At 74.6% G+C, this 21,312-nt stretch carries 18 protein-coding genes and 1 pseudogene; 13 read left to right on the top strand and 6 right to left on the bottom strand.

Annotated features, from left to right (window positions below; translation table 11 throughout):
- Window positions 1-161: 161 nt before the first annotated feature.
- Window positions 162-893: pseudogene (locus LWC35_RS23990) on the top strand (PH domain-containing protein); the annotation flags it as partial.
- Between the two features lie 81 nt (window positions 894-974).
- On the opposite strand, the gene LWC35_RS23985 reads toward LWC35_RS23990, so the two are convergent.
- The gene (locus LWC35_RS23985) at window positions 975-3,014 is read right to left on the bottom strand and encodes a DUF2339 domain-containing protein (RefSeq protein WP_232872500.1); all 2,040 of its coding nucleotides are present in this window, start codon (window positions 3,012-3,014) and stop codon (window positions 975-977) included.
- Window positions 3,015-3,485: 471 nt separating this feature from the next.
- Between LWC35_RS23985 and LWC35_RS23980 the strand changes: the two genes are divergently transcribed.
- From LWC35_RS23980 to trmB, 3 genes are read left to right on the top strand one after another with little or no spacing between them, the layout of a single operon-like run.
- Window positions 3,486-4,214 (top strand): glycosyltransferase family 2 protein, encoded by a 729-nt coding sequence (locus LWC35_RS23980; RefSeq protein ID WP_232872505.1) that lies wholly within the window; start codon window positions 3,486-3,488, stop codon window positions 4,212-4,214.
- Between the two features lie 49 nt (window positions 4,215-4,263).
- Window positions 4,264-5,292 (top strand): glycosyltransferase family 2 protein, encoded by a 1,029-nt coding sequence (locus LWC35_RS23975; protein WP_232872499.1) that lies wholly within the window; start codon window positions 4,264-4,266, stop codon window positions 5,290-5,292.
- A 37-nt stretch (window positions 5,293-5,329) separates the two neighbouring features.
- Complete coding sequence (gene trmB, locus LWC35_RS23970; protein ID WP_232872498.1) at window positions 5,330-6,103, top strand: tRNA (guanosine(46)-N7)-methyltransferase TrmB; 774 nt, start codon at window positions 5,330-5,332, stop codon at window positions 6,101-6,103.
- A 91-nt stretch (window positions 6,104-6,194) separates the two neighbouring features.
- On the opposite strand, the gene paaI is transcribed toward trmB, so the two are convergent.
- The gene (gene paaI / locus LWC35_RS23965; protein WP_232872504.1) at window positions 6,195-6,587 is read right to left on the bottom strand and encodes a hydroxyphenylacetyl-CoA thioesterase PaaI; all 393 of its coding nucleotides are present in this window, start codon (window positions 6,585-6,587) and stop codon (window positions 6,195-6,197) included.
- 155 nt (window positions 6,588-6,742) lie between these two features.
- Between paaI and LWC35_RS23960 the strand changes: the two genes are divergently transcribed.
- Genes LWC35_RS23960 through LWC35_RS23950 form a run of 3 tightly spaced genes read left to right on the top strand, consistent with a single transcriptional unit; the run spans window position 6,743 to window position 9,943 of the window.
- A complete protein-coding gene (locus LWC35_RS23960; RefSeq protein ID WP_232872497.1) occupies window positions 6,743-7,360 on the top strand; it encodes an NYN domain-containing protein in 618 nt (205 codons plus the stop codon).
- On the top strand, window positions 7,357-8,679 hold the full coding sequence (locus LWC35_RS23955) for an amidohydrolase family protein (protein ID WP_232872496.1): 1,323 nt from the start codon (window positions 7,357-7,359) through the stop codon (window positions 8,677-8,679). Before LWC35_RS23960 ends, LWC35_RS23955 begins: the two co-directional genes overlap by 4 nt.
- A complete protein-coding gene (locus LWC35_RS23950) occupies window positions 8,651-9,943 on the top strand; it encodes a D-arabinono-1,4-lactone oxidase (protein WP_232872495.1) in 1,293 nt (430 codons plus the stop codon). Before LWC35_RS23955 ends, LWC35_RS23950 begins: the two co-directional genes overlap by 29 nt.
- Window positions 9,944-10,494: 551 nt before the next feature.
- Here the strand turns inward: LWC35_RS23950 and LWC35_RS23945 are convergent.
- Window positions 10,495-11,121, bottom strand: coding sequence for a hypothetical protein (locus tag LWC35_RS23945; RefSeq protein WP_232872494.1), 627 nt, complete (start codon window positions 11,119-11,121; stop codon window positions 10,495-10,497).
- A gap of 805 nt (window positions 11,122-11,926) precedes the next feature.
- Between LWC35_RS23945 and LWC35_RS23940 the strand changes: the two genes are divergently transcribed.
- Window positions 11,927-13,228: an AI-2E family transporter gene (locus LWC35_RS23940; RefSeq protein WP_232872493.1), complete on the top strand. Its 1,302-nt coding sequence runs from the start codon at window positions 11,927-11,929 to the stop codon at window positions 13,226-13,228.
- A 105-nt stretch (window positions 13,229-13,333) separates the two neighbouring features.
- Entirely contained in the window at window positions 13,334-14,827 is a 1,494-nt protein-coding gene (locus tag LWC35_RS23935) for an SDR family oxidoreductase (protein WP_232872492.1), read from the top strand.
- A 113-nt stretch (window positions 14,828-14,940) separates the two neighbouring features.
- On the opposite strand, the gene LWC35_RS23930 is transcribed toward LWC35_RS23935, so the two are convergent.
- Window positions 14,941-15,840 carry an aldo/keto reductase gene (locus LWC35_RS23930; protein ID WP_232872491.1) on the bottom strand — a complete coding sequence of 300 codons (900 nt, stop codon included), beginning with the start codon at window positions 15,838-15,840 and terminating at the stop codon, window positions 14,941-14,943.
- A gap of 119 nt (window positions 15,841-15,959) precedes the next feature.
- On the opposite strand from LWC35_RS23930, the gene LWC35_RS23925 reads away from it, so the two are divergent.
- Genes LWC35_RS23925 through pcaD form a run of 3 tightly spaced genes read left to right on the top strand, consistent with a single transcriptional unit; the run spans window position 15,960 to window position 18,176 of the window.
- Window positions 15,960-16,733 carry a CoA transferase subunit A gene (locus LWC35_RS23925; protein WP_232872490.1) on the top strand — a complete coding sequence of 258 codons (774 nt, stop codon included), beginning with the start codon at window positions 15,960-15,962 and terminating at the stop codon, window positions 16,731-16,733.
- Window positions 16,730-17,401, top strand: a complete 672-nt coding sequence (locus tag LWC35_RS23920; protein ID WP_232872489.1) for a CoA-transferase — start codon at window positions 16,730-16,732, stop codon at window positions 17,399-17,401. The genes LWC35_RS23925 and LWC35_RS23920 overlap by 4 nt, the downstream gene beginning before the upstream one ends.
- Window positions 17,402-17,414: 13 nt before the next feature.
- The gene (gene pcaD / locus LWC35_RS23915) at window positions 17,415-18,176 is read left to right on the top strand and encodes a 3-oxoadipate enol-lactonase (protein WP_232872488.1); all 762 of its coding nucleotides are present in this window, start codon (window positions 17,415-17,417) and stop codon (window positions 18,174-18,176) included.
- Window positions 18,177-18,182: 6 nt separating this feature from the next.
- Here the strand turns inward: pcaD and LWC35_RS23910 are convergent, their stop codons facing one another.
- Entirely contained in the window at window positions 18,183-18,518 is a 336-nt protein-coding gene (locus LWC35_RS23910; RefSeq protein WP_232872487.1) for a DUF3040 domain-containing protein, read from the bottom strand.
- A gap of 208 nt (window positions 18,519-18,726) precedes the next feature.
- Between LWC35_RS23910 and LWC35_RS23905 the strand changes: the two genes are divergently transcribed.
- On the top strand, window positions 18,727-19,647 hold the full coding sequence (locus tag LWC35_RS23905; RefSeq protein WP_232872486.1) for a cation diffusion facilitator family transporter: 921 nt from the start codon (window positions 18,727-18,729) through the stop codon (window positions 19,645-19,647).
- Between the two features lie 131 nt (window positions 19,648-19,778).
- Here the strand turns inward: LWC35_RS23905 and dnaB are convergent, their stop codons facing one another.
- The gene (gene dnaB, locus LWC35_RS23900; protein ID WP_372463090.1) at window positions 19,779-21,200 is read right to left on the bottom strand and encodes a replicative DNA helicase; all 1,422 of its coding nucleotides are present in this window, start codon (window positions 21,198-21,200) and stop codon (window positions 19,779-19,781) included.
- Window positions 21,201-21,312: the final 112 nt, after the last annotated feature.

Below are 21,312 nucleotides of genomic sequence, written 5' to 3'. Positions count from 1 at the left end.
GCGGCCCGCCCGCCGGTCCCGCCGACGGCCGCATCGCCGAGCTGGACCCGCGCTGGCTGCGCTACGGCGTGCTCACCGCCGCCACCCCGCTCTTCGGGATCGCGGTGCTCGCCGTGGTGCTCGCGCTGGTCGACCGGCCGCTCGGCGGGCTGCTGCGGGCGATGCCGCCCGCGGTGCGGATCCTGCTGGTCGTGCTCGGGATCATGCTGGCCGGCACGGTCGTCGCGTTCCTGGTCTACGCCGAGACGTGGAGCGGGTTCCGCCTCGACCGGGAACCCGGCAGCACACTGCGCGTCCGCCGCGGGGTGCTCACCACCCGGTCGATCTCCCTGGAGGAGCGGCGGCTGACCGGCGTCGAGCTCGTCGAGCCGCTAGGGGTGCGGCTGGCCGGGGCCGCGCGGGTCGACGCGGTGGCGTCGGGCCTGCTGGTGGGCAGCGGCACCGAGAGCACCGAGCACCGCACCCTGCTGCCGACCGCGCCCCGCCTGCTCGCCGAGCGGGTGGTCGCGGTGATCCTCGGCGAGTCCCGTTCGCCGAGGGCCGCGGCGCTGCGCCCGCACCCGCCCGCCGCGCGCCGCCGGCGGCTGCGCCGGGCCGCACTCGTCGTCGGGCCACCGGTGGTGGCGCTCGCCGTGGCGGGCGCGGTCACCGGGACGCTGTGGCCCGTCCTCGTGGCCGTGGTCCTGCTGGTCGTCGGCGCCCCGGTCGGTGCGGCGGTCGCGATCGACACCTACCGCGGGCTCGGGCACGCGGTCGTCGGCCGCTACCTCGTGGTGCGCGCCGGGTCGCTGCGCCGCACCACGGTCGCGCTGCACCGCGACGGGGTGATCGGCTGGACCGTGCGGCAGACGATCCTGCAGCGGCGCAACGGGCTCGTCACCCTCGGCGCGACCACGGCGGCCGGCCGGGGCGCCTTCCACGCCCACGACGTCGACGCCCGCGAGGCGCTGCGGCTGGCGGGCGAGGCCACGCCGTCACTGCTCGCCCCGTTCCTGATCCCGGGCGGCGTCCCGGGCACCGTCGGGGGCTCGGTCGGAGGCTCGGTCGGAGGCTCCGTCGCGGGCTCGGTCGGAGGCTCTGTCGGAGGCACCGCCCCGGGCGTGGTCCCCGGCGCCCGCGCCGCGGGCCACCAGCCGTGCGTAGCGGTGCCCGGCCGCCAGCAGGACCAGCCCGGCGCCGAGGAAGGCCGCGACCCGCGCGAGACCGTCGAGTGCCAGCAGGTCGAACAGCACGAGCTTCCCGACCGCCGCCACCACGAGGACGGCACCCGCCGCCCGTAGCGCCGGCCGCGTGATCCCGCGGGCGAGCAGGACCAGCGCCGCGACCGTCCACGACACCGTGACGAGCGCGTGCCCGGCGAGGAAGCCGGCCCGGTCCGGCGACACGAGCAGCGCCGCGGTCACCACCGTGGTGGTGGCGCCGTGCAGTGCGACGAGCGCGAGCGGGACCCACAGCAGCGCGGTGCGGGCGTCGGCCCGGATCACCCCGGTGCGGCCCGCGCCGGCGAGCGCCGCGACCGCCGCCGCGAGGACCAGCACGGCGAGCACGAGACCGCGCAACGGCACCGGCAGGGCGGGGACCGCGGTCGGGTCCGGCAGCGCGCCGGCGAGCGCACCGAGGTAGCCGATCACCGCGAACCCGCCGCCGACGAGCAACGCCGGCCGACTCCGCGCGACGGTCCCCGCGACGAGTACGACCACCCCCTCGCCGAGCAGGACCGCGTCGAGGGTGCCGCCGTCGAACGCGACGACGGTCGCCACCAGCACCGCGACCGCACCGGCGGCCAGCGCCGTGAGCCGCACGACCGCTCGACCGGCCGGGAACACGAACGCGAGCAGGGCGACGGCCGCGAGCAACGCCAGCCCCGCACCGGGCCAGGGATCGGTCCGGGCCGCGAGCGCCAGCAGGGGCAGCGGGGCGGCTGCGACCACCCAGGCCACCGCCACCGGGGCGGTCCGGGTGCCCGGACGGTCGAGCAGCAGCGTCGGCACGAGCCCGACCACGAGCGCGGCTGCTGCGGCCGCGGTCGCGGGCCCGAGCGGCTCGGCGTACGGGCCGACGAGACCGTAGAGGGCGGGAGCGGTGGCCGCCGCCGCGGCGAGCACGCCCCAGCCGCGCCGCACCACCGCCGGCACCGCGGCGGCCTGCAGCACCACGACCAGGGCGACGAGCAGCGGCCCCGGCCCGTCGGCGACGAAGGGGGCGAGCAGGGCCGCCCCCACGACGGCCCCCACCGCGAGCGCCTGCGACCGCCAGCGGTCGGCCAGCGCCACCCCGCCCGCCGCGACGGCGAGCCCGGCGGCCAACCCGGCGACGTCCGGCACGAGGTCGTAGAGCGCGGTGGCGGCGGCGACGGTGAGGAACAGCGCCGTGATGCCGGTGCCCGCCAGGGCGAGCGCCCCCGTCCGCGCCTCGGGCCGCCGGTGCAGCCGCAGCGCCAGGCCGACCAGCACGCCGCCGAGGACGACGCCCGCGGCCACCCGTCCCGGCGGGGAGAACCACCCTCGAGAGGCGGCCAGCACCAGCAGCAGCACGACGCCGAGCAGCGTCACGACGGCGCCGGTCACCGCCAGGAGGGCGGGCCCGGAGAGCCGGGCCCGCAGCCGGTCCGCCAGGGTGGGTGGGCGCGGCCCGATCGGCGCGGCATACGGGAAGCCCTGGTGGGCGGCCTGCGCAGGGGGACCCCACGGTCCACCCACGGGCGACGGCGACACACCCGACGGTGGCGTCCACAGCGTGGCCACAGGATCGGTGGTGTAGTGCCGCGACACGCGCGGCGGGACGGACGGTTCCGACGCGTCGGCGGACGGTCGCGCGGCCCCCGTCGCACCCTCCACCGGCCCCGCCGGAACCACTCCGTCGGCCCCCTCGGCCGGACCTCCACGCAGCTCGGTGACCAGCGCGTTCACCGTCCCGCCGAGCTCGTCGACCCGCCTACCCAGGCGGGTGAGCTCGGCCGCCACGGACAGCAGCCGTTCGTCGAGCGCGGGCGGTCGACCGGTCGGTTCGGACATACCGCTGAGCCTGCCGCCGATCGGACGCGTCAGGATGCGTACGACTACGAGGATCGGGTCACGACACGGTCACGCTCCCCGACCGACCCGATCCCCGGCGAGTGAGATCGCGATCACCCGTAACCGGGGTCGCGGTGCCTCGTTGTCCCGATTGGAGCGGACCTGTCTGGAGGTTGTGTGAGCGCCGTAACGCCCGCCCGTCCGGCCTCGTCGCCGGTGCCCCCCGGGGCACCCGGGGCGCCGCCGTACCGCGGACCTCGGCCCGGCGGCCCCGGGCAGCACCCCGGACCGGGCCCGCGCCCGGGTCCCTACGGGCCCCCGCCCGCCGGGTACCGGCCCCCGCCCGGGGCCGTGCCGCCCGGCGCCATGGCTCCCGGGCCCTTCGCGCCCCCCGCCGGTCCGCAGGCACCGCCCGCCGGGTTCCGCAGGCCGCGGCCCCGGCCGTCGCCCCGCCGCTCGGCCAATCCGGCCGTGACGGTCGTGGTGCCCACCCGCAACGAGGCGCGCAACCTCGAGGTCGTCCTGCCGCAGATCGCGGCCGTGCGGCCCGCGGTGCACGAGATCATCGTCGTGGACGGCAACTCCACGGACGACACCATCGGCACGGCGCGTCGCACATTGCCGTGGGTGCGTTGCATCACGCAGACGCGCAAGGGCAAGGGCAACGCGATGGCGTGCGGTTTCGCGGCGGCGACCGGCGACGTGATCGTGATGTTCGACGCGGACGGCTCGGCGGACCCTTCGGAGATCCCCGCGTTCGTGTCGGCCCTGGTGGCCGGCGCCGACTTCGCGAAGGGCACGCGCTTCGCCGCGGGCGGTGGCAGCGACGACATCACCCTGCTGCGCCGCACCGGCAACGCGGGGCTGAACGGCGTGGCCAACGCCCTGTTCGGCACGTCGTACACCGACCTCTGCTACGGCTACAACGCCTTCTGGGCCGACCTGCTCCCGCTGCTGGAGCTGCCCGACCCGGGCGAGCCGCAGCCGGAGGACGGCACGATGCTGTGGGGCGACGGGTTCGAGATCGAGACCGTGCTCAACTGCCGCATCGCGGCCGCAGGCCTGAAGATCACCGAGGTGCCGTCGGTCGAGAAGCAGCGCATGTTCGGCGAGACGAACCTGAGGACCTTCGCCGACGGCACGCGGGTGCTGCGTACCCTGCTCTCCGAGCACCGGCGCGCCGACAGGCGGAAGAACTGACCGCACGAGACGTCGGCCGCCGGCGGACCGCACCGGAGGACCCCGCCCCGTGAACCTGTTCGAGCCCGCACCCGAGCCGCCGGTCACCGCGACCGTGGTCGTCTGCGTCTACACCGAGAAGCGGTGGGCCGACATCGTGTCGGCCGTCGAGTCGGTGCAGACGCAGGACGTCCTGCCGGTGGAGACGATCGTGGTCGTCGACCACAACGAGGGGCTGCTCGAGCGGGCCCGCGAGGCGTTCCCGCGGGTGCAGGTCGTTCCCAACGCGCACAAGCAGGGCCTGTCGGGTGCGCGCAACACCGCCGTCGAGATGGCGACCGGCGACGTCGTGGTGTTCCTCGACGACGACGCCACCGCCCGACCCGGCTGGCTCCGCGCCCTGCTGGAGCCCTACGCGGACCCGGCGGTGATCGGCGTCGGCGGCGTGGCGCACCCGCGGTGGCCGGTCGCCCGTGCCGCCGTCGACGACTCGGGCCGCCCCGCCACGCTCCCGGGCGCACCCGGCGGGCGGGACGCGACCGGTGAGCTCGACTGGGTCGTCGGCTGCACCTACACCGGCCAGCCCACGGAGCAGGCCGAGGTCCGAAACCTCATGGGCTGCAACATGTCCCTGCGCCGCGAGGTGTTCAAGCGGGTCGGCGGGTTCGCCGAGGACATCGGCCGGATCGGCAAGAACCCGCTGGGCTGCGAGGAGACCGAGCTCTGCATCAGGGCCCGGCAGGCCTACCGGGCCGACGGGCGCGAGGTGAAGATCCTCTTCGAGCCGCGCGCGGAGGTCGACCACCGCGTCTCGGACGACCGCGTCGACTGGTCCTACCTGCGCCGCCGCAGCTGGGCGGAGGGCCTGTCGAAGGCGGCCGTCTCCAAGCTCGTCGGGCAGGGCGACGCGCTCTCGACCGAGAGCAAGTACGTGGCGACCGTGCTGCCCAAGGCGTTGATCCGCGAGGTCAAGGCGAAGCGGCCGGTCTCCGCGGCCGCCGTCGTCGTCTGCCTGGGGTTCACCACCGCGGGCTACGTCCGCGGCAAGCTGCCCGGCGCCACCTCGCACGTCTCCCTCCCCGCGGCCGACGGTGCATGAGACCGCACCGACGGTCGGCACCACAGGCACAGGGTCCATGGTCGGCTCCGCAGGCTCCGCCTCCGGATCGAGGGACGGCTCCGCAGGCTCCGCCTCCGAATCGAGGGACGGCTCCGCAGGCTCCGCCTCCGGCGGGCACCAGCGCATCCCCTCCTTCGTCCACCAGCGCAACCGGCTGAGCGAGGGCCAGCAGCACGCCTGGGACCAGTGGTGGCCGGAGTACGGCGGCGACGTCGCTGCGGTCGGCCGGCTCGACCCCGCGGCCCTCTTCGGACGCGCGGCGCCGGTGGTCCTGGAGATCGGCTCGGGGATGGGCGACGCCACCGCCGCGATGGCGGCCGCGTCGCCGGAGGTCGACCACGTGGCCGTCGAGGTCTACGAGCCCGGGCTCGCGCGGCTGCTCATGCTGCGGCAGGAGGCCGGTCTGGAGAACCTGCGGCTGCTGCGCGGCGACGCCGTCGACCTCCTCGAGCGCGCGACCCCCGAGGGTCTGCTCGACGGCATCCGGATCTTCTTCCCGGACCCTTGGCCGAAGCGGCGGCACCACAAGCGCCGGCTCGTGCAGCCGGACTTCGTCGCGCTCGCCGCGTCCCGGCTGCGCCCGGGCGGGTGGCTGCACCTGGCCACGGACTGGGAGCACTACGCGCTGCAGATGCGCAAGGTGTGCGACGCCTGTCCGCTGCTGCACCGCGCGCCCGACACCGGGCCGGACGGCTGGCTGCCCCGGCCCGACGCGCGTCCGCTGACGAAGTTCGAGCAGCGTGCGGTCCGCGAGGGGCGGGCGATCCGGGACCTGCTCTACCTGCGTTAGACCGGGCCGCGTCGGTTCGGGCCGTGGTGGTTCCGTGTTGGTCCGTGTTGGTCCGTGTTGGTCCGTGTTGGTCCGTGTTGGTCCGTGGTCGTCAGTCGAGGGTCGGCGCGGGCAGGTGCGGTACCGCCCGGGACCGGCCCCGGAACTCGGCGACGACCTCGCCGGACCCGGTCCGGACCGTCACGTCGTAGAGCCCGGACCTCCCGACGAGCGCGCGCTCGACGGCCTCGGCCTCCAGCTCCTCGCCGAGCCGGGCGGCGCGGAGGAAGGCGACGTCGCCGCCCGAGGCGACCGTCGAGACGCCGTGGCTGTTGCAGGCGAAGGAGAACGCCGCGTCGGCGAGGAAGAACAGGTAGCCGCCGTGCGCGATGCCGTGCCCGTTGACGTGCCGGTCCTCGACCGTGAGCGCCGTCCGCGCCCGTCCGGGCCCCACGTCGACGAGCCGGATGCCCGCGCCGCGGATCGCCTGGTCGTGGTGCTCCATCGCCTTCGCGACCCGCGCCGCGGTCGCCTGGGGGTCCGCCGCGGGATCGACCGCTCCGTTCGTGCTCACCCGGTCAGTGTGACGGGCCGCCACGGGCGTCGGAGTCGGGATAGGGTCACGGGCATGCGCACCCACCCTCGGGAGACCCGGACCCCGTGACGTCGACCGGCCCCCTCCCGCGCGTGCTGCTCGTCTGGGACGCGCCGAACATGGACATGAGCCTCGGCTCGCTCCTGGGCGCGCGGCCCACCTCTGCCTTCCGCCCGCGGTTCGACGCCGTCGGCCGCTGGCTGCTCGACCTCGCCGGCCCCGACGCCGTCGCCGAGGCCTGCGTGTTCACCAACGTGGTGCCGGGCTCGACCGAGGTCGTGCGGCCGTGGGTCGAGGCGCTGCGCAACGTCGGGTTCGCGGTCTTCGCCAAGCCGAAGGTCACCGAGGACTCGGACATCGACGACGACATGCTCCGGCACATCGAGATGCGGGAGCACGAGGGCCACCTCCGGCACGTCGTGGTGGCCTCCGGCGACGGCCGGGCCTTCCGGGAGCCGCTCGAGAAGCTGATCGAGCAGCAGACGGACGTCACCGTGATCGGGTTCCGCGAGTACGCGAACTTCGCGCTGAACTCGGAGACGATCTCCTTCCTCGACCTCGAGGACATCGACGGCGTCTTCCGCGAGCCGCTGCCGCGGATGACCCTCGACACCCTGCCGGACACCGGCGCCTGGCTGCCGCCCTTCCGGTCCCTGCGGTCGTTGCTCGATCCGCGCCGGTGACCACCGGGGGCGAACGCTTCGCCGCGCCCGTCGTGCTGACCTGCGGGCCGGGGTTCCCCGTGCTGCGCGACGCGGTCGTCGACGTCGGGCCGGACGGGCGGATCGCCCACGTCGGCCCGCGGGCGGAGGCCCCGGCTGCCGAGGGGCCGGTGCACGAGCTGCCCGGCGTGCTCCTGCCCGGCCTGGTCAACACCCACTGCCACACGCCGATGCTGTCGCTGCGGGGGATGGGCGGCGACCTGCCGCTGATGTCCTGGCTGCAGGACGTCATGTGGCCGGCCGAGGCGAGGTTCACCGACGAGCACGTCCGGGTCGGGATGACCGCGGGCGCCGTCGAGCTGCTGCGGACCGGCTGCACCACCTCGGTGGAGATGTACTTCGTCGCCGACGCCGTGATCGAGGCCGTGCTCACGGCCGGCTCCCGGGTGCTGCTGACCCCGGGGATCATCGCCGCGCCCGGCTGGGACCGGCTCGGCACGTGGGAGGAGATGCGCGACGACGTCTCGGCCCGGATCGACGCCGACGGCCTGCGGTCCGGCCCGCACGAGCGGGTCGAGCTCGGGTACGGACCGCACTCGGCCTACACGCTGCCGCCCGAGGCGCTGACCACGACGGCCGAGGCCGCGCGGGAGCGGGGGGCGCTGCTCCACGTCCACGTGGCCGAGTCGCGGCAGGAAGACGTCGCACAGCGGGAGGAGTACGGCTCCGTCCCGGCCGAGCTCGCCGCCGTCGGGGCCCTCGGTGGCCGGGTGCTCGCCGCACACTCCGTCCAGCTCTCCGAGGAGGACGTCGCGCTCTACCGCCGACACGGCGTCGCGGTCGCGCACTGCCCGGGGTCCAACGCCAAGCTCGCGGCGGGGCTCGCCCCGGTGGGCGACCTGCGACGGGCGGGGATCCGCGTCGGGCTCGGCACGGACGGACCGGCCTCGGGCGACGACCTCGACCTCTGGCACCAGGCCCGGCTCGCGGCGTTGTTCGCGCGGGTGCGCGAGGACGACGCCGCCGCGCTCACCGCGGCCGACGTGCTGCTCATGGCCACCCGGGACGGCGCCGAGGCGATCGACCGCAGCGACATCGGGGTGCTGGAGCCCGGCCGCTGGGCGGACCTCGTGCACGTCGACCTTGACGACCAGGCCTTCGTCGACCCCGACGACGACGCCCAGCTCCTGTCCAACCTCGTGTGGGCCGGCGGGTCGCGGCTGGTCCGCGACGTCTGGGTCGCGGGGGAGCAGGTGATCGACGACGGCGACCCGGTCAAGGTCGACGCCGAACGGGCCCGGGCCGATCTCCGTGCCGTCGCGGCGCGGCTCCACGCGTGAGGCCGCCGTCGTCGACACGATGTGGGTGAACTGGTGGGGCGGGCAGCAGTGCCGGCCCCGGCGCACCGACCGCCCGCTCGACGAGGCGGGCGTCGTCGCCGCCGTGCGCCGCGCCGCCGAACGCGGCCTGACCGTCCGCCCCCTCGGCTCCGGCCGGTCCGACAGCGCCCTGACCCTCACCAACGACGTGCACGTCGACTGCTCGGCGCTCACCGGCGTCGCCGCCGTCACGTCCGACACCGTCCGCGCCCGGGCGGGCGCGACCATCGCCTCGGTGCAGGCGGCGCTCGCAGAACGCGGCCGGGCGCTGGCCCCGCCCACGCACGGGCCGCTCGCCACCGTGGCGGGCGCGATCGCGACCGGGACCCACGGCGGCGGCGCGCGGATCGGCTCGCTCTCCGACCAGGTCGTCGGGCTGCGGCTCGTCGACGGCACCGGGCGGGTGCGGAAGGCGGAGGACACCGAGCTGGACGCGCTGCGCACCGGGCTCGGGGCGCTCGGCGTGGTGACCGAGGTGGAGCTGCGCACCGTGCCCGCCGAGCAGGTGGAGGCCCACGAGGAACCGGTCGTGGCCGAGGAGGCCCTCGCGGTCGGCGGTCCGCTCGACACGCACCGGTTCGCGGCGGTCGAGCTCCACCTGCCCAGCGGGGAGGCGCTGCTGCGGTGGGCGGGGCCCGTCGTCGACCGCGAACCCGAGCCCACGACCGGGGGGCCGGTCGAGGCGATCGGCCGGGTCGTCACGCGGCTCGGTCACACCGCGTCGGCGCAGTGGTCGGCGCAGCGCTCCCGCCCCGCACCGCGCTGGGACGGGGTGGTGACGGGGCTACCGCACGAGCTGCTGCCCGATCCGCACCCGGTCCGGGGCGGGTTCACGGAGTGGGCCCTGCCGCGCGAGGCGCTCGCCGCCGCGATCCGGGAGCTCGGCGCCGCGACCGCGGCGCGGGACCGGGAGGTCAGGCGTCCGATCGAGGTGCGCACGGGCCCGGCCGAGACGGGCTGGCTGCACCCCGCCCACGGCCGCGCCACCGCGTGGATCACCGTGCGGACCCACCGCGGCGACGACCACGGCCCGCTGTTCCGGCTGGTCGGCTCGGTGCTGGAGGGAATGGGCGGGCGGCCGCACTGGGGCGGGCGGCACGACTGGACCGCCGCCGACCTCGCCGTGGCCTATCCGGCGCTGTCCGATTTCCTGGCCGTGCGGGACCGGTTCGACCCGGACCGCCTCTTCGGCGGCGACCACCTCGAGGCCCTGCTCGGCCCCTGACCACCAGCCGATTCCGCGGCGGGCTCCGCGCGTCATGGAACCATGACGCGATTTCGCAGGCGGTTTTCGCGCGTCATGGAACCATGACGCGATTTCGCAGGCGGTTTTCGCGCGTTATGGAACCACAACGCGCTTCTGTTGCCGGCTTCTGCGTTATGGAGCCATAGTGCGGATTCTCGGGCGGTTTCTACACGTTATGGAGCCAAAGTGCGATTTCACGCCCGACTTCTGCGCGTTGTGGAACCATAGCGCGATTTTTTGGGCGGTTTCTGCGCGTTATGGAACCATGACGCGGCTCCGGCGGCCGGTTCGGCGCAGTGCGCGGCTCCCTGTGCCGACGACGAGGGCCGGTGGTTCCGCGATCCGGTCACTCCCCCGGACCCCGGGCCCACCGGCCCCCTGGTCGACGCCGATCCGCTCCCCAGCCGACCGACGTCCGCCGCGGCCCGAAGCTGCCGCGGTCAGTTTCCTGATCACCGGTCCCTCTCGGTCCCGGGTACTGCTTTCCTTCATCACCGGGACTCCCCAGCCCCGGGGTCTTCGTCCCGGCGTCAGTACGCCAGGTGGTGGTGCCCCGACCCGGACCCGACGGCCCGCCGGTGGTGGCGCCCCGTGCGCGACGACAGCTCGCCCAACGCCTGCGGACCCGTGTCCGTCAGCGAGGTGTACGCCGGGGCGGCGGGCGCGTAGGTCGGGACGTGCGCGGCGTAGAGCGGCGCACGGTCGTAGCCCGCCGACACCGGGGCCGGCTCGGGCTGCCGCACCGACTGCCGCACCGGCTGCGACACCGACTGCGGCACCGGCTGCGGCACCGACTGCGGCACCGGCTGCGGCATCGGCGGCTGGACGGGCGGCGTCGGAAGCGTGGTGCGGGTGGTCAGCGCCGTGTAGGCCTGCACCGGGATCGGCGCGGTCAGCGGGTCGCGGCGGAAGTCGTCGAGCGCCTCCGCCGAGCGGCGGCCGGGCCGGCGCGCCGGCGCCTGCCGGGCGGTCTGCTCGGTCTGCCGGCCCCGCCAGCCGCCGACCGTGAGGGCGTGGAAGATCGGCGTCTCCGCTGCGATCTCGGTCCGGCTGGCGTGGCGCCCCGGGAACGGACCGGTGTCCTCGACGCCCCGCACCCGCACCGTGGCCTTACGCCGGCCGACCGCCCCGTCGAGGGCTCGCTCCCTGTCGGTCACGCCCCGCACCTCCGTCATCTCTCCACCTCGCGTCGTCCGTGTGCCGCGCGATGCTGCCATCGGCCCTGTCCCCACAGGGCCGTTCGGCCGCACACACCACCCACAACGGGGTCACCACTTCGGGGAAACGGGTCGGGTGCGGTCGTTACCCGCTTTCGGGCCATCTCCAGCCGTTCGGGTGGTGTGGCGGTGCACGGGAGCCGCCGTTGTCGCTCTCCGCGTCCGGTGGAGCCACTTTCGGGACGCTCGGTGACGCCTCGCCGGGGCTTGCGGAGCCCTCCGGACGCCTTCCGAGGTCCGGGGACCTGCGTCTCCAGCTCGACCTCACCCGATCGGGACGAACGGTCCCGCCGGCCGCCCCGGGCGCCGTGGAGACGATCATCGGAACGGCGCGGGACCGGCGTCCGCGCCGGCTCCGCTCGACGCCGTCGCCGCTGGTCCCCGCGCCACCGACGACCGGGCACCCGGACCCGTCGGCCGCCACACCATCGGGCGTGATCGACGCCGCCCGGCGTGTCGGCCCGGGGGTCCGCGGCCCAAGATCACTACGGTTCTGCGTGTCACCGCAACCACCGCGTCTCTCGCTGCGTCACCGCTGTCTCACCCAACTGAACCAGTGACCGCTCAGGAGACGGTCAACTACACGGGTGTAATTCAACAATCCGTAACCGAAGGCACCCAGCGCTAGGCCAATACGGTGCACCCCGCAACTCCTGGTCACTGGAACGGAGCAGCCGCGTCCTCCCCCGACGACATCACGCACGATCGGCCCGCGGCGCGATCGGCGAGGGGCTACCGTGCGCGGATGACCGACGATCGGGCGGCCGCGACCGGCCCGGAGATCGAACCCGCCGACGCCGGGGTCCCACCGCGCACCCCGGAACCTGCGGGAACCCCGGTCCCGCCGCCGTCCCCGGTCGTCCCCGAACAGCGCAGCCGACGCGACGCGGCCTCGTACGTGCCCACCCCGTTGCGGGTGACCTCCGAGGTCGCGGCCCGCGCCCTGATCATCGCCGCGGCGTTCGGCCTGCTCGTCTTCCTGGTGATCCAGCTACGGGTCGTCGTCATCCCGGTGGCGATCGCGACGCTGATCTCCGCGCTGATGGCGCCGGTCGTGCACTGGCTGGTCGCGCGGCGGGTGCCGCGCGGCCCGGCCGTGGCGATCACGATCGTCGCGGGGTTCTGCGTCATCGGCGGGCTGCTGTCCTTCGTGGTCAACACGTTCATCGGCGGCTTCGCACAGCTGCAGGAACAGCTCACGGCGAGCCTCACCTCGATCCAGCAGTTCCTGGCGCGGCCGCCGTTCAACCTCAGCTCCGAGCAGCTGCGCAACATCCCCTCGCAGATCGGGCAGGCGCTCACCAACAGCCAGGCCAACCTGACCTCCGGCGTACTGACCACGGCCGCGACGATCACCGAGGTCGGCGCCGGCCTCGCGCTCACGCTGTTCACGCTGATCTTCTTCCTCTACGACGGCCGGCGGATCTGGGTCTTCCTGCTCAAGGCCGCACCGCGGGCGCGCCGGGAGAAGGTCGACATCGCCGGGCGACGGGCCTTCGCCACGCTCGTCGGCTACACGCGGGCCACGGTGCTGGTCGCCTTCGTCGACGCGATCGGGATCGGGATCGGGCTGTGGGCGGTCGGCGTGCCGCTCGTCGTCCCGCTGGCGGCGCTCGTGTTCCTCGGTGCCTTCGTGCCGACGGTCGGGGCGGTGGTGAGCGGTGCCGTCGCCGTGCTCATCGCGCTGGTGGCCAACGGGCCGATCCCGGCGGTGATCATCCTGGCCGTCGTGATCGGGGTCCAGCAGCTGGAGGGGCACGTGCTCCAGCCGCTGCTGCTCGGCCGGGCCGTGCGGCTGCACCCGCTCGCCGTGGTGCTGGCGGTGGCCGGCGGCGTCGTCGTCGCGGGGATCCCCGGCGCGCTGCTGGCCGTGCCGCTGCTCGCGGTGCTCAGCGCGGCGATCCGCTCCTTCGTCCGCGACGACGAGCCCCCGGCCCGCACCATCAACGCCGTCGACCCGCACGAGGCCAACGCCGAGACCGCGCACCGCATCCGGGTGCCCTCCTGGTGGAGCCGGGTCCAGAGCCGGCTGCGGCGGTCGGGCTGAGGGCACGCTCCGCTCGAGGGGCACGATCCGCCCGAGGGCCCGCCCGGGCGGAGGCCGGCACGGGCTGACGTGCCGATCCCGGCCCGCGGCGGGAGGATCGGGCGGGTGCGATACCTGATCACCGGTGCGACCGGGTACATCGGCGGACGGCTGGCCCCCCGCCTGCTCGAGGAGGGCGGCGCCGACGCGGAGGTGCGCTGCCTGGTCCGCGATCCCGGCAAGCTGCGCGACGTGCCGTGGGCCCGGCACGCCGAGATCGTGCAGGGCGACCTGCTCGACGCCGAGAGCGTGCGCCGGGCCTGCGAGGGCGTCGACGTCGTCTACTTCCTCGTGCACTCCCTGACCGACCGGGACTTCTCCGCCCTCGACCGGCGGGCGGCGCTCCTCCTCGCCGAGGCCGCCCGCGCCGCCGGCGTCCGGCGGATCGTCTACCTGGGCGGCCTGCACCCGGACGGGCCGCTGTCCGAGCACCTCACCTCACGTGCCGAGGTCGGCGAGATCCTGCTGCGCAGTGGCGTTCCGACGGCGGCGCTGCAGGCGGCCGTGATCCTCGGCTCGGGCTCGGCGAGCTTCGAGATGCTGCGCTACCTCACCGAGCGGCTGCCCGTGATGCTCACGCCGCGCTGGGTGCACAACCGCATCCAGCCCATCGCGGTCCGCGACGTCCTGCGCTACCTGATCGGCGCCGCCCAGCTGCCGCCCGAGGTCAACAGGACCTTCGACATCGGCGGCCCCGACGTGCTCACCTACCTGGACATGATGCAGCGCTACGCCGCGGTGGCGGAGCTCCCGCGGCGCCGGGTCGTGGGCGTCCCGGTGCTCACGCCGCAGCTGTCGGCGCACTGGGTCAACATCGTCACCCCGGTGCCGAAGGGCATCGCCGCGCCGTTGATCGAGTCGCTGGTGCACGAGGTGGTGTGCCGCGAGCAGGACATCCTGCACTACGTGCCGGACCCGCCCGAGGGCCGCATCGGCTACGACCGGGCCGTCCGGCTGGCCCTTGCGAAGATCCGCAACGGCGACGTCGAGACGCACTGGTCCGGCGCCGCCGTCGAGGGCGCGGCGTCGGACCCGCTGCCGAGCGACCCCGACTGGTCCGGCGGAAGCGTCTACACCGACGACCGCGAACAGCCCTGCTCCGCACCGCCCGAGGAGCTCTGGCGGGTCGTCGCCGGGATCGGGGGCGAGCGCGGCTGGTACTCGTTCCCGCTGGCCTGGTCGGTCCGCGGGTGGATGGACCGGCTCGTCGGCGGCGTCGGGCTCGCCCGCGGTCGGCGCGATCCCGACCGGCTGCACACCGGCGACGCGCTCGACTGGTGGCGCGTCGAGGAGATCGAGGACGGCACCCTGCTCCGGCTGCGCGCCGAGATGAAGGTGCCCGGGCTGGCCTGGCTGGAGATGGGCGTCGGCCCCGACCCCGGCGGCTCCCGTTACACCCAGCGCGCGGTCTTCGTGCCGCACGGGCTCGCGGGCCACCTGTACTGGTGGTCGGTCGCGCCCTTCCACGGCATCGTCTTCGGCGGCATGGTCCGCAACATCACCCGCACCGCCGAACGCGCGGCCCCGCCGGTCACCGGGGCCGCGCGCAGGGTGTCGTAGGGCGGAGCTCGCAGGTCAGAGCTCGCACGTCAGAGCTCGCACGTCAGAGCTCGCAGGTCAGAGCTCGCAGGTCAGAGCTCGCAGGTCAGAGCTCGCAGGTCAGAGCTCGCAGGTCAGAGCTCGGACAGGCCCGCGTCGAGGCGGTCGATCTCGGCGAGGTCGAGCTCGAGCTCGGCGGCGCGGCAGTTGTCCTCGAGGTGCGCGAGGTCGGCGGTGCCCGGGATCGGGAGCATGACCGACGACCGCTGCAGCAGCCACGCGAGCGCGACCTGCGGCGCGGTCACACCGTGGGCCCACGCGATCTCGGCGACGGCGCCGCCGGGCTCGGCGAGGGCGCCGGCCGCGACCGGGTGCCACGGCAGGAAGCCGATGCCGTTCTCGGTGCAGTAGCGCAGGACGTCGTCACTGGCGCGGTCGATGAGGTTGTAGCGGTTCTGCACCGTCGCGACCTCGACGACGCCGCGGGCCTGCTCGATCGTCTCGACCGAGACCTCGGAGAGGCCGACCTCGGCGATCTTGCCCTCGGCCTTGAGCTCGGCGAGGACGCCGAACTGGTCCGCGGCCGGGACCGTCGGGTCCACGCGGTGCAGCTGGAACAGGTCGATGCGCTCGACGTCGAGCCGGCGCAGGCTCAGCTCGCACTGCTGGCGCAGGTACTCGGGCCGCCCGCACGGCGTCCACTGCCCCGGCCCCGGACGCAGCTGGCCCGCCTTGGTGGCGATGGTCAGCCCGTCGTACGGGTGCAGGGCCTCGCGGATCAGCTGCTCGGAGGTCTCCGGCCCGTACGAGTCCGCGGTGTCGACGAGGTTCACACCGAGGTCGACGGCGCGACGCAGCACGTCGAGCGCGGCCTTGGGATCGTCGGGCGGACCCCACACCCCGGGCCCCGTGATCCGCATCGCCCCGAAACCCAGGCGGTGGACCGCGGGCCCCTCGCCGATCCGGAACGTGCCGGCAGCAGCCGCGGGGCCGGCGCCCTCGGCGGCCTCGTTCTGCGAGATGACGCTGGTCATGGCACGAGCGTGGCACCGCCGGTGTCCGCGTCGCCGCCGATCGTGACCAGCACCGCAGGGGTCACGGCGGTCACGTGCGTCCGGTTGCCGCCCCTGCGCCCGCCCGTTAACTTCGCGCCGTGGCCACGATCTCGCCGCTGGCCGACGCCGTCGACGCCCTGGTGCACGACGGCGCGGAGATCGCCCTCGAGGGGCTCGGTACGGCGGTGCCCGCGGCCGCCGCCCACGCGATCCTGCGCCGCAGGTCGCGCGAGCTCACCCTCGTCGGCGCCGCGCCCGGCCCGGCCGGGGACCAGCTCGTCGGCGCGGGATGCGTGCGCAAGCTCGTGTTCTCCCGACTCGACCCCGGCCTGCAGCGGATCCGGGACGCCCTGGTCGCGGGCTGGCCGGCGCCGCTGGAGATCGAGGAGCACACGCAGGCCGGGATGGCCGCGCGCTATGTCGCGGGCGCCTCCGGGCTGCCCTTCGCGACCGTCCGCGACGGCTACACCGGCACCGATCTCGCGGCCGTCACGCACGTCGCGACGGTCCGCTGCCCGTTCACCGGCGCGGAGCTCACCGCGCTGCCCGCCCTCCGGCCCGATCTCGCCGTGGTGCACGCCCGGCGCGCCGACCGGGCCGGGAACGTGCAGCTCGGCGGGGTTCCCGGGCTGCGCAAGGAGGCCGTGCTGGCCGCGCGCCGCGCCCTCGTCACGGTCGAGGAGGTCGTCGACGAGCTCGAACCCGAGCACGGTGCCGTCGTCCTGCCGGCGTTCGCGGTCACCCGGATCGCGGTGGTGCCCCCCACCCCGCGGGACGGGGCCGCCTGCGACGACGCCGTGGACCGTTCCTGGGCCGGCGTCTCGGGCGACCGGACCCGCTTCACGAGCTGGCTGGAGGAGATCCGCGCGTGAGCGACCAGATGCTCGTCACCGCGGCCCGGATGCTGACCGACGGCGAGGTGTGCGTGGCCGGTTGCGGACCGGCCCGGCGGGCCGCCCGGCTCGCCCGCGCCGTGCACGCGCCCCGGCTGACCGTGCTCGGCGACGACGGCACCGTCGACGGCGTGCCCGCCGCGGCCGCCGGCGTCGCCGATCTGTCCGGCTGGCTGCAGAGCGGTCGGATCGACGTCGGCCTGCTCGTCGCCGACCAGGTCGACGCGTTCGGCAACGTCAACACCACCGTCCTCGGTGAGTACGACGAGCCCACGGACCGGCTGACCGGTGCGGGCGCGGCGGCGGAGATCGCGGCTGGCGCAGGTCGGGTGGTCGTACTGCTGCCGCACCGGCTTCCCGCCTTCGTGGAACGCGTCGACTTCGTGACCGCGCCCGGCGCGCTGGCCGGCCCGCTCGACCGAGCGCAACTGGGCCTGCGGGGGGCGGGGACGGTCGCCGTCGTCACGGACCTGGGTGTGCTGCGGCCCGACCCCGCCACCGCCGAGCTCGTCCTCACCGAGGTGCACCCGGGCGTCACCGTCGACCGGGTGCGCGCCGAGACCGGCTGGCCGCTCGAGGTCGCGGACGAGGTGGGCGTCACGGAGCCGGCCACCGCCGAGGAGGTCGCCGCCCTGCGGGGCGGATGACAGGATCGGGCCCATGACCGACCTGCTCCACACCCGGACGGACGGACCCGAGGACGGGCCCGTGCTCGTGATGCTCGGCTCGCTGGGCAGCACGCTCGACATGTGGGAGCCGAACCTCCCGGCCCTCGCCGACCGGTTCCGGGTGATCCGCATGGACCACCTCGGGCACGGCGCCTCGCCCGTCCCGCCCGGCCCGTACACGATGAAGACGCTGGCCGAGGCCGTCCTGGCCACGCTCGACGCGCTGGGCGTCGAGCGCGTGCACTGGTGCGGCCTCTCGCTCGGCGGGATGGTCGGGATGTACCTCGGCTCGGAACACCCGGACCGCATCGCGCGGCTCGCGCTGTGCTGCACCTCCGCGGCGTTCCCGGATCGCTCGATCTGGCGGCAGCGGATCGAGGCCGTCGAGGCCGGCGGTACGGCGCCGATCGCCGCAGGGATCGTCGAGAAGTGGTACACCCCGGACTGGGCGGCTCAGCACCCGGACGTGGTCGAGCGCGCGATCGGCTGGGTCGCGGACTCGCCCGACGCCGGCTACAAGGCCTGCTGCGAGGCCATCGAGGTCTGGGACCACCGGGACCGGCTGGGTGCCGTCGCGGCACCGACACTCGTGATCGCCGGCGACGAGGACCGTTCGACCCCCGTGGAGCCGCACGCCCGCACGATCGCCGAGGGCATCCCGGGGGCGCGGCTGGAGGTGCTGCGCGGCGGCCACCTGGCGACGATGCAGAGTGCGGAGGAGACGAACCGCCTCCTCCTGGAGCATCTGGCCTGAGCCGATCTAGGGTGTGTCCGGCCGCGTCTGCTGGGGCGCGGTCAGGGCCAGGCCGAGCGCGGCGATGGCCATGAGGATCCCCGCGACGACGATCGGCACCGCGGCCGCCGCCCCGCCGAGCACCAGCAACAGGAGGCCGCCGCCGAGCAGGAGCGTGGGCAGGAATCCCGCGGCGTGGACCGAGCGGCGGGTCGCGGAGTGGGCGGTCCGGGCGGCCGGGACCGGCCGAAGTCGCCGGACCTTGCGGCCGAGCGCGCTGCACCGCGCCACGAACAGCGGATCGCCGGACATGAGGCCCTGCTCGATCAGGGCGAACTGGCTGCGCTCGCGGTCGCTGAGCATCGGTCGGGGTACCCCCGGGTTCACGAAGGCCTGGTTGGGGAACGGGCGTCCCGCTCGCCGTTGAACCGGGTGCACCACGAACGAGTGTATGTGACCGAATCGTGACCTTGGCCTCGGGTGTGACGGGACCGAGGATGTGATCGCCGCCGCGTGGTGAGGGGACCCTTCCCCTTTACATGCACGATCACGCATGGGTAGCGTGCGCGGTATGGGAACGGGTCACGGGCACGGCCACGGCGCCGGCGGGGCGGGAGGCGACCGCCGCAGACTGGTCGCCGCGCTGCTCGTGACCCTGGCGTGTGCAGTCCTCGGCGCCGCCGGCGCCCTGCTCACCGGCTCGCTCGCCCTGCTCGCCGACCTCGGTCACCTGCTCACCGACGCCGGGGCACTCGCCGCCGCGGCGGTGGCGTCCGTGCTCGCCGCCAAGCCGGCGTGCCACCACCGGACCTTCGGCCTCGGCCGGGTCGAGGTGCTCGTGGCGGGGCTCAACGCCGTGGCGCTAATCGCAGTGGTGGTGTGGGTGGCGGTGGAGGGCGTGTCCCGGCTCTTCGCGCCGGCGGAGATCCCCGGCCTGCCGCTGCTGGTCATCGGCGCGGCCGGGCTGCTCGGCAACGTCGTGTCGCTGGCGATCCTCGCCGGTGGCGACCGCGGCAACATGAACCTGCGCGGGGCGATGCTGCACGTCCTGGGGGACGCGCTGGGCTCGGTCGGGGTCATGGTCGCGGCGGTCGTGCTCGTCACGACGGGCTGGCCCTACGCCGACACCCTGGCCTCGCTGCTCATCGCCGCGTTGATCCTGCCCCGGGCGCTCGGCCTGCTCCGCGAGGTCTGGCACGTGCTGCTCGAGGGCACGCCGCCGGGGATCGACGTCGCCGAGGTCCGCTCCACGCTGCTCGCCGTGCCGGGTGTGGCCGACGTGCACGACCTCCATGTGTGGGCCATCAACGACCGCACACCGTCCCTGTCCGCGCACCTGGTGGTCACGGGGAAGGCCGAGGACGCGACGGGCTGCGGGGCGACGGTGCTCGACCGCGCCGGTAGCGCGCTGCGCGACCATTTCGGCCTGAGCCACAGCACCCTGCAGCTGGAGCGGCACGCCCACGTGGGGCACGAACACACCTGCCACTGATCCCGGGCGAAGATCCCACTATGGATCCATGTCGCGATCTACCGCCCGACTTCTCGGCGTTAGGGATCCATAACGCGGATTTTCACCGGGATCTGCCGCATTACGGTTCCTAACGCGGCGGTGGACGCGGATCAGCCGTGGGCGAGGTCGGCGAAGCGGCTGTAGTGCAGCTGGTGGGCCACCGTGATGGTGTTGGTGGGGCCGTTACGGTGCTTGGCTAGGATCAGGTCCGCCTCGCCCGCGCGCGGGTCGTCCCGCTCGAACGCGTCCGGCCGGTGCAGCAGGATCACCATGTCCGCGTCCTGCTCGATCGAGCCGGACTCGCGCAGGTCGGAGATCATCGGCCGCTTGTCCGTGCGCTGCTCGGGACCGCGGTTGAGCTGGCTGATCGCCACCACCGGCACCTCGAGCTCCTTGGCCAGCAGCTTGATCTGCCGGGAGAACTCCGAGACCTCCTGCTGGCGGGACTCGACCTTGCGCCCCGAGGTCATCAGCTGCAGGTAGTCCAGGATGATCAGCTTCAGGTCGTTGCGCTGCTTGAGCCGGCGCGCCTTGGCCCGGATCTCCATCAGCGTCAGGTTCGGCGAGTCGTCGATGAACAGCGGCGCCTCGGAGATCTCCGACATGCGCCGCGCCATCCGCGTCCAGTCGTCGTCGCTCATCCGGCCCGCACGCATGTCCGCCAACCGGATCCGCGCCTCCGCCGACAGCAACCGCATCACGATCTCGGACTTGCTCATCTCCAGCGAGAACACCGCGCTGGTCATCTGATGCTTGATCGAGCAGCTGCGGGCGAAGTCCAGCCCGAGCGTGGACTTGCCCAGACCCGGCCGCGCCGCGACGACGATCATCTGGCCCGGGTGCAGCCCGTTGGTGCACGCGTCGAGATCGGCGAACCCGGTCGGCACGCCCAGCGACACCCCGCCCCGCGAGGCGATCGCGTCGATCTCGTCCATGGTCGGCTGCAGCAGCTCCTCGAGCGCGACGTAGTCCTCGCTCGTGGACCGCTCGGTGACCTCGTAGATCGCCGCCTGCGCCCGGTCGACGACCTCCTCGACCTCCGCGCCCTCGGCCCCGTGATAGCCCAGCTGCACGATCCGCGTGCCCGCCTCGACCAACCGGCGCAGCGTGGCCTTCTCCGCGACGATCTCGGCGTAGTACGCCGCGTTCGCCGCCGTGGGCACCGTCGCGATCAGCGTGTGCAGATACGGCGCCCCACCGAGCCGGATCAGCTCGCCACGGCGCTGCAGCTCCGCCGACACCGTGACCGCATCGGCCGGCTCACCGCGGCCGTAGAGGTCGAGGATGCAGTCGTAGACCGTCTGGTGCGCGGGCCGGTAGAAGTCGTCCGGCCGCAGCACCTCCACCACGTCCGCGATCGCGTCCTTGCTCAGCAGCATCCCGCCCAACACGGACTGCTCGGCCGTGAGGTCCTGCGGGGGTTGGCGGTCGAACGGGTTCGGGACCACCCCGCCCGCGGAGTCCCCGCCCTGACGACCCTCGCCGTCGCGGACGGCTCGCGGCCGATTGGGACGGTCATCCGTCACCGCCACCCGACGTCACCCCCTGTCACCACGTGGCCCCATTCTATCGAACATGAGTTCGATACGCAGGCCGGTTCTCCCGGCCGCGCGACGAGCGTCCCGGCCCCGTCGCACCCGTTCG

The sequence above is a fragment of the Pseudonocardia kujensis genome (assembly GCF_021283305.1).
GTDB lineage: Bacteria > Actinomycetota > Actinomycetes > Mycobacteriales > Pseudonocardiaceae > Pseudonocardia > Pseudonocardia kujensis.
Note: the sequence above shows the minus strand (reverse complement) of the source record. Positions and strands in the feature narration are given on the sequence as shown.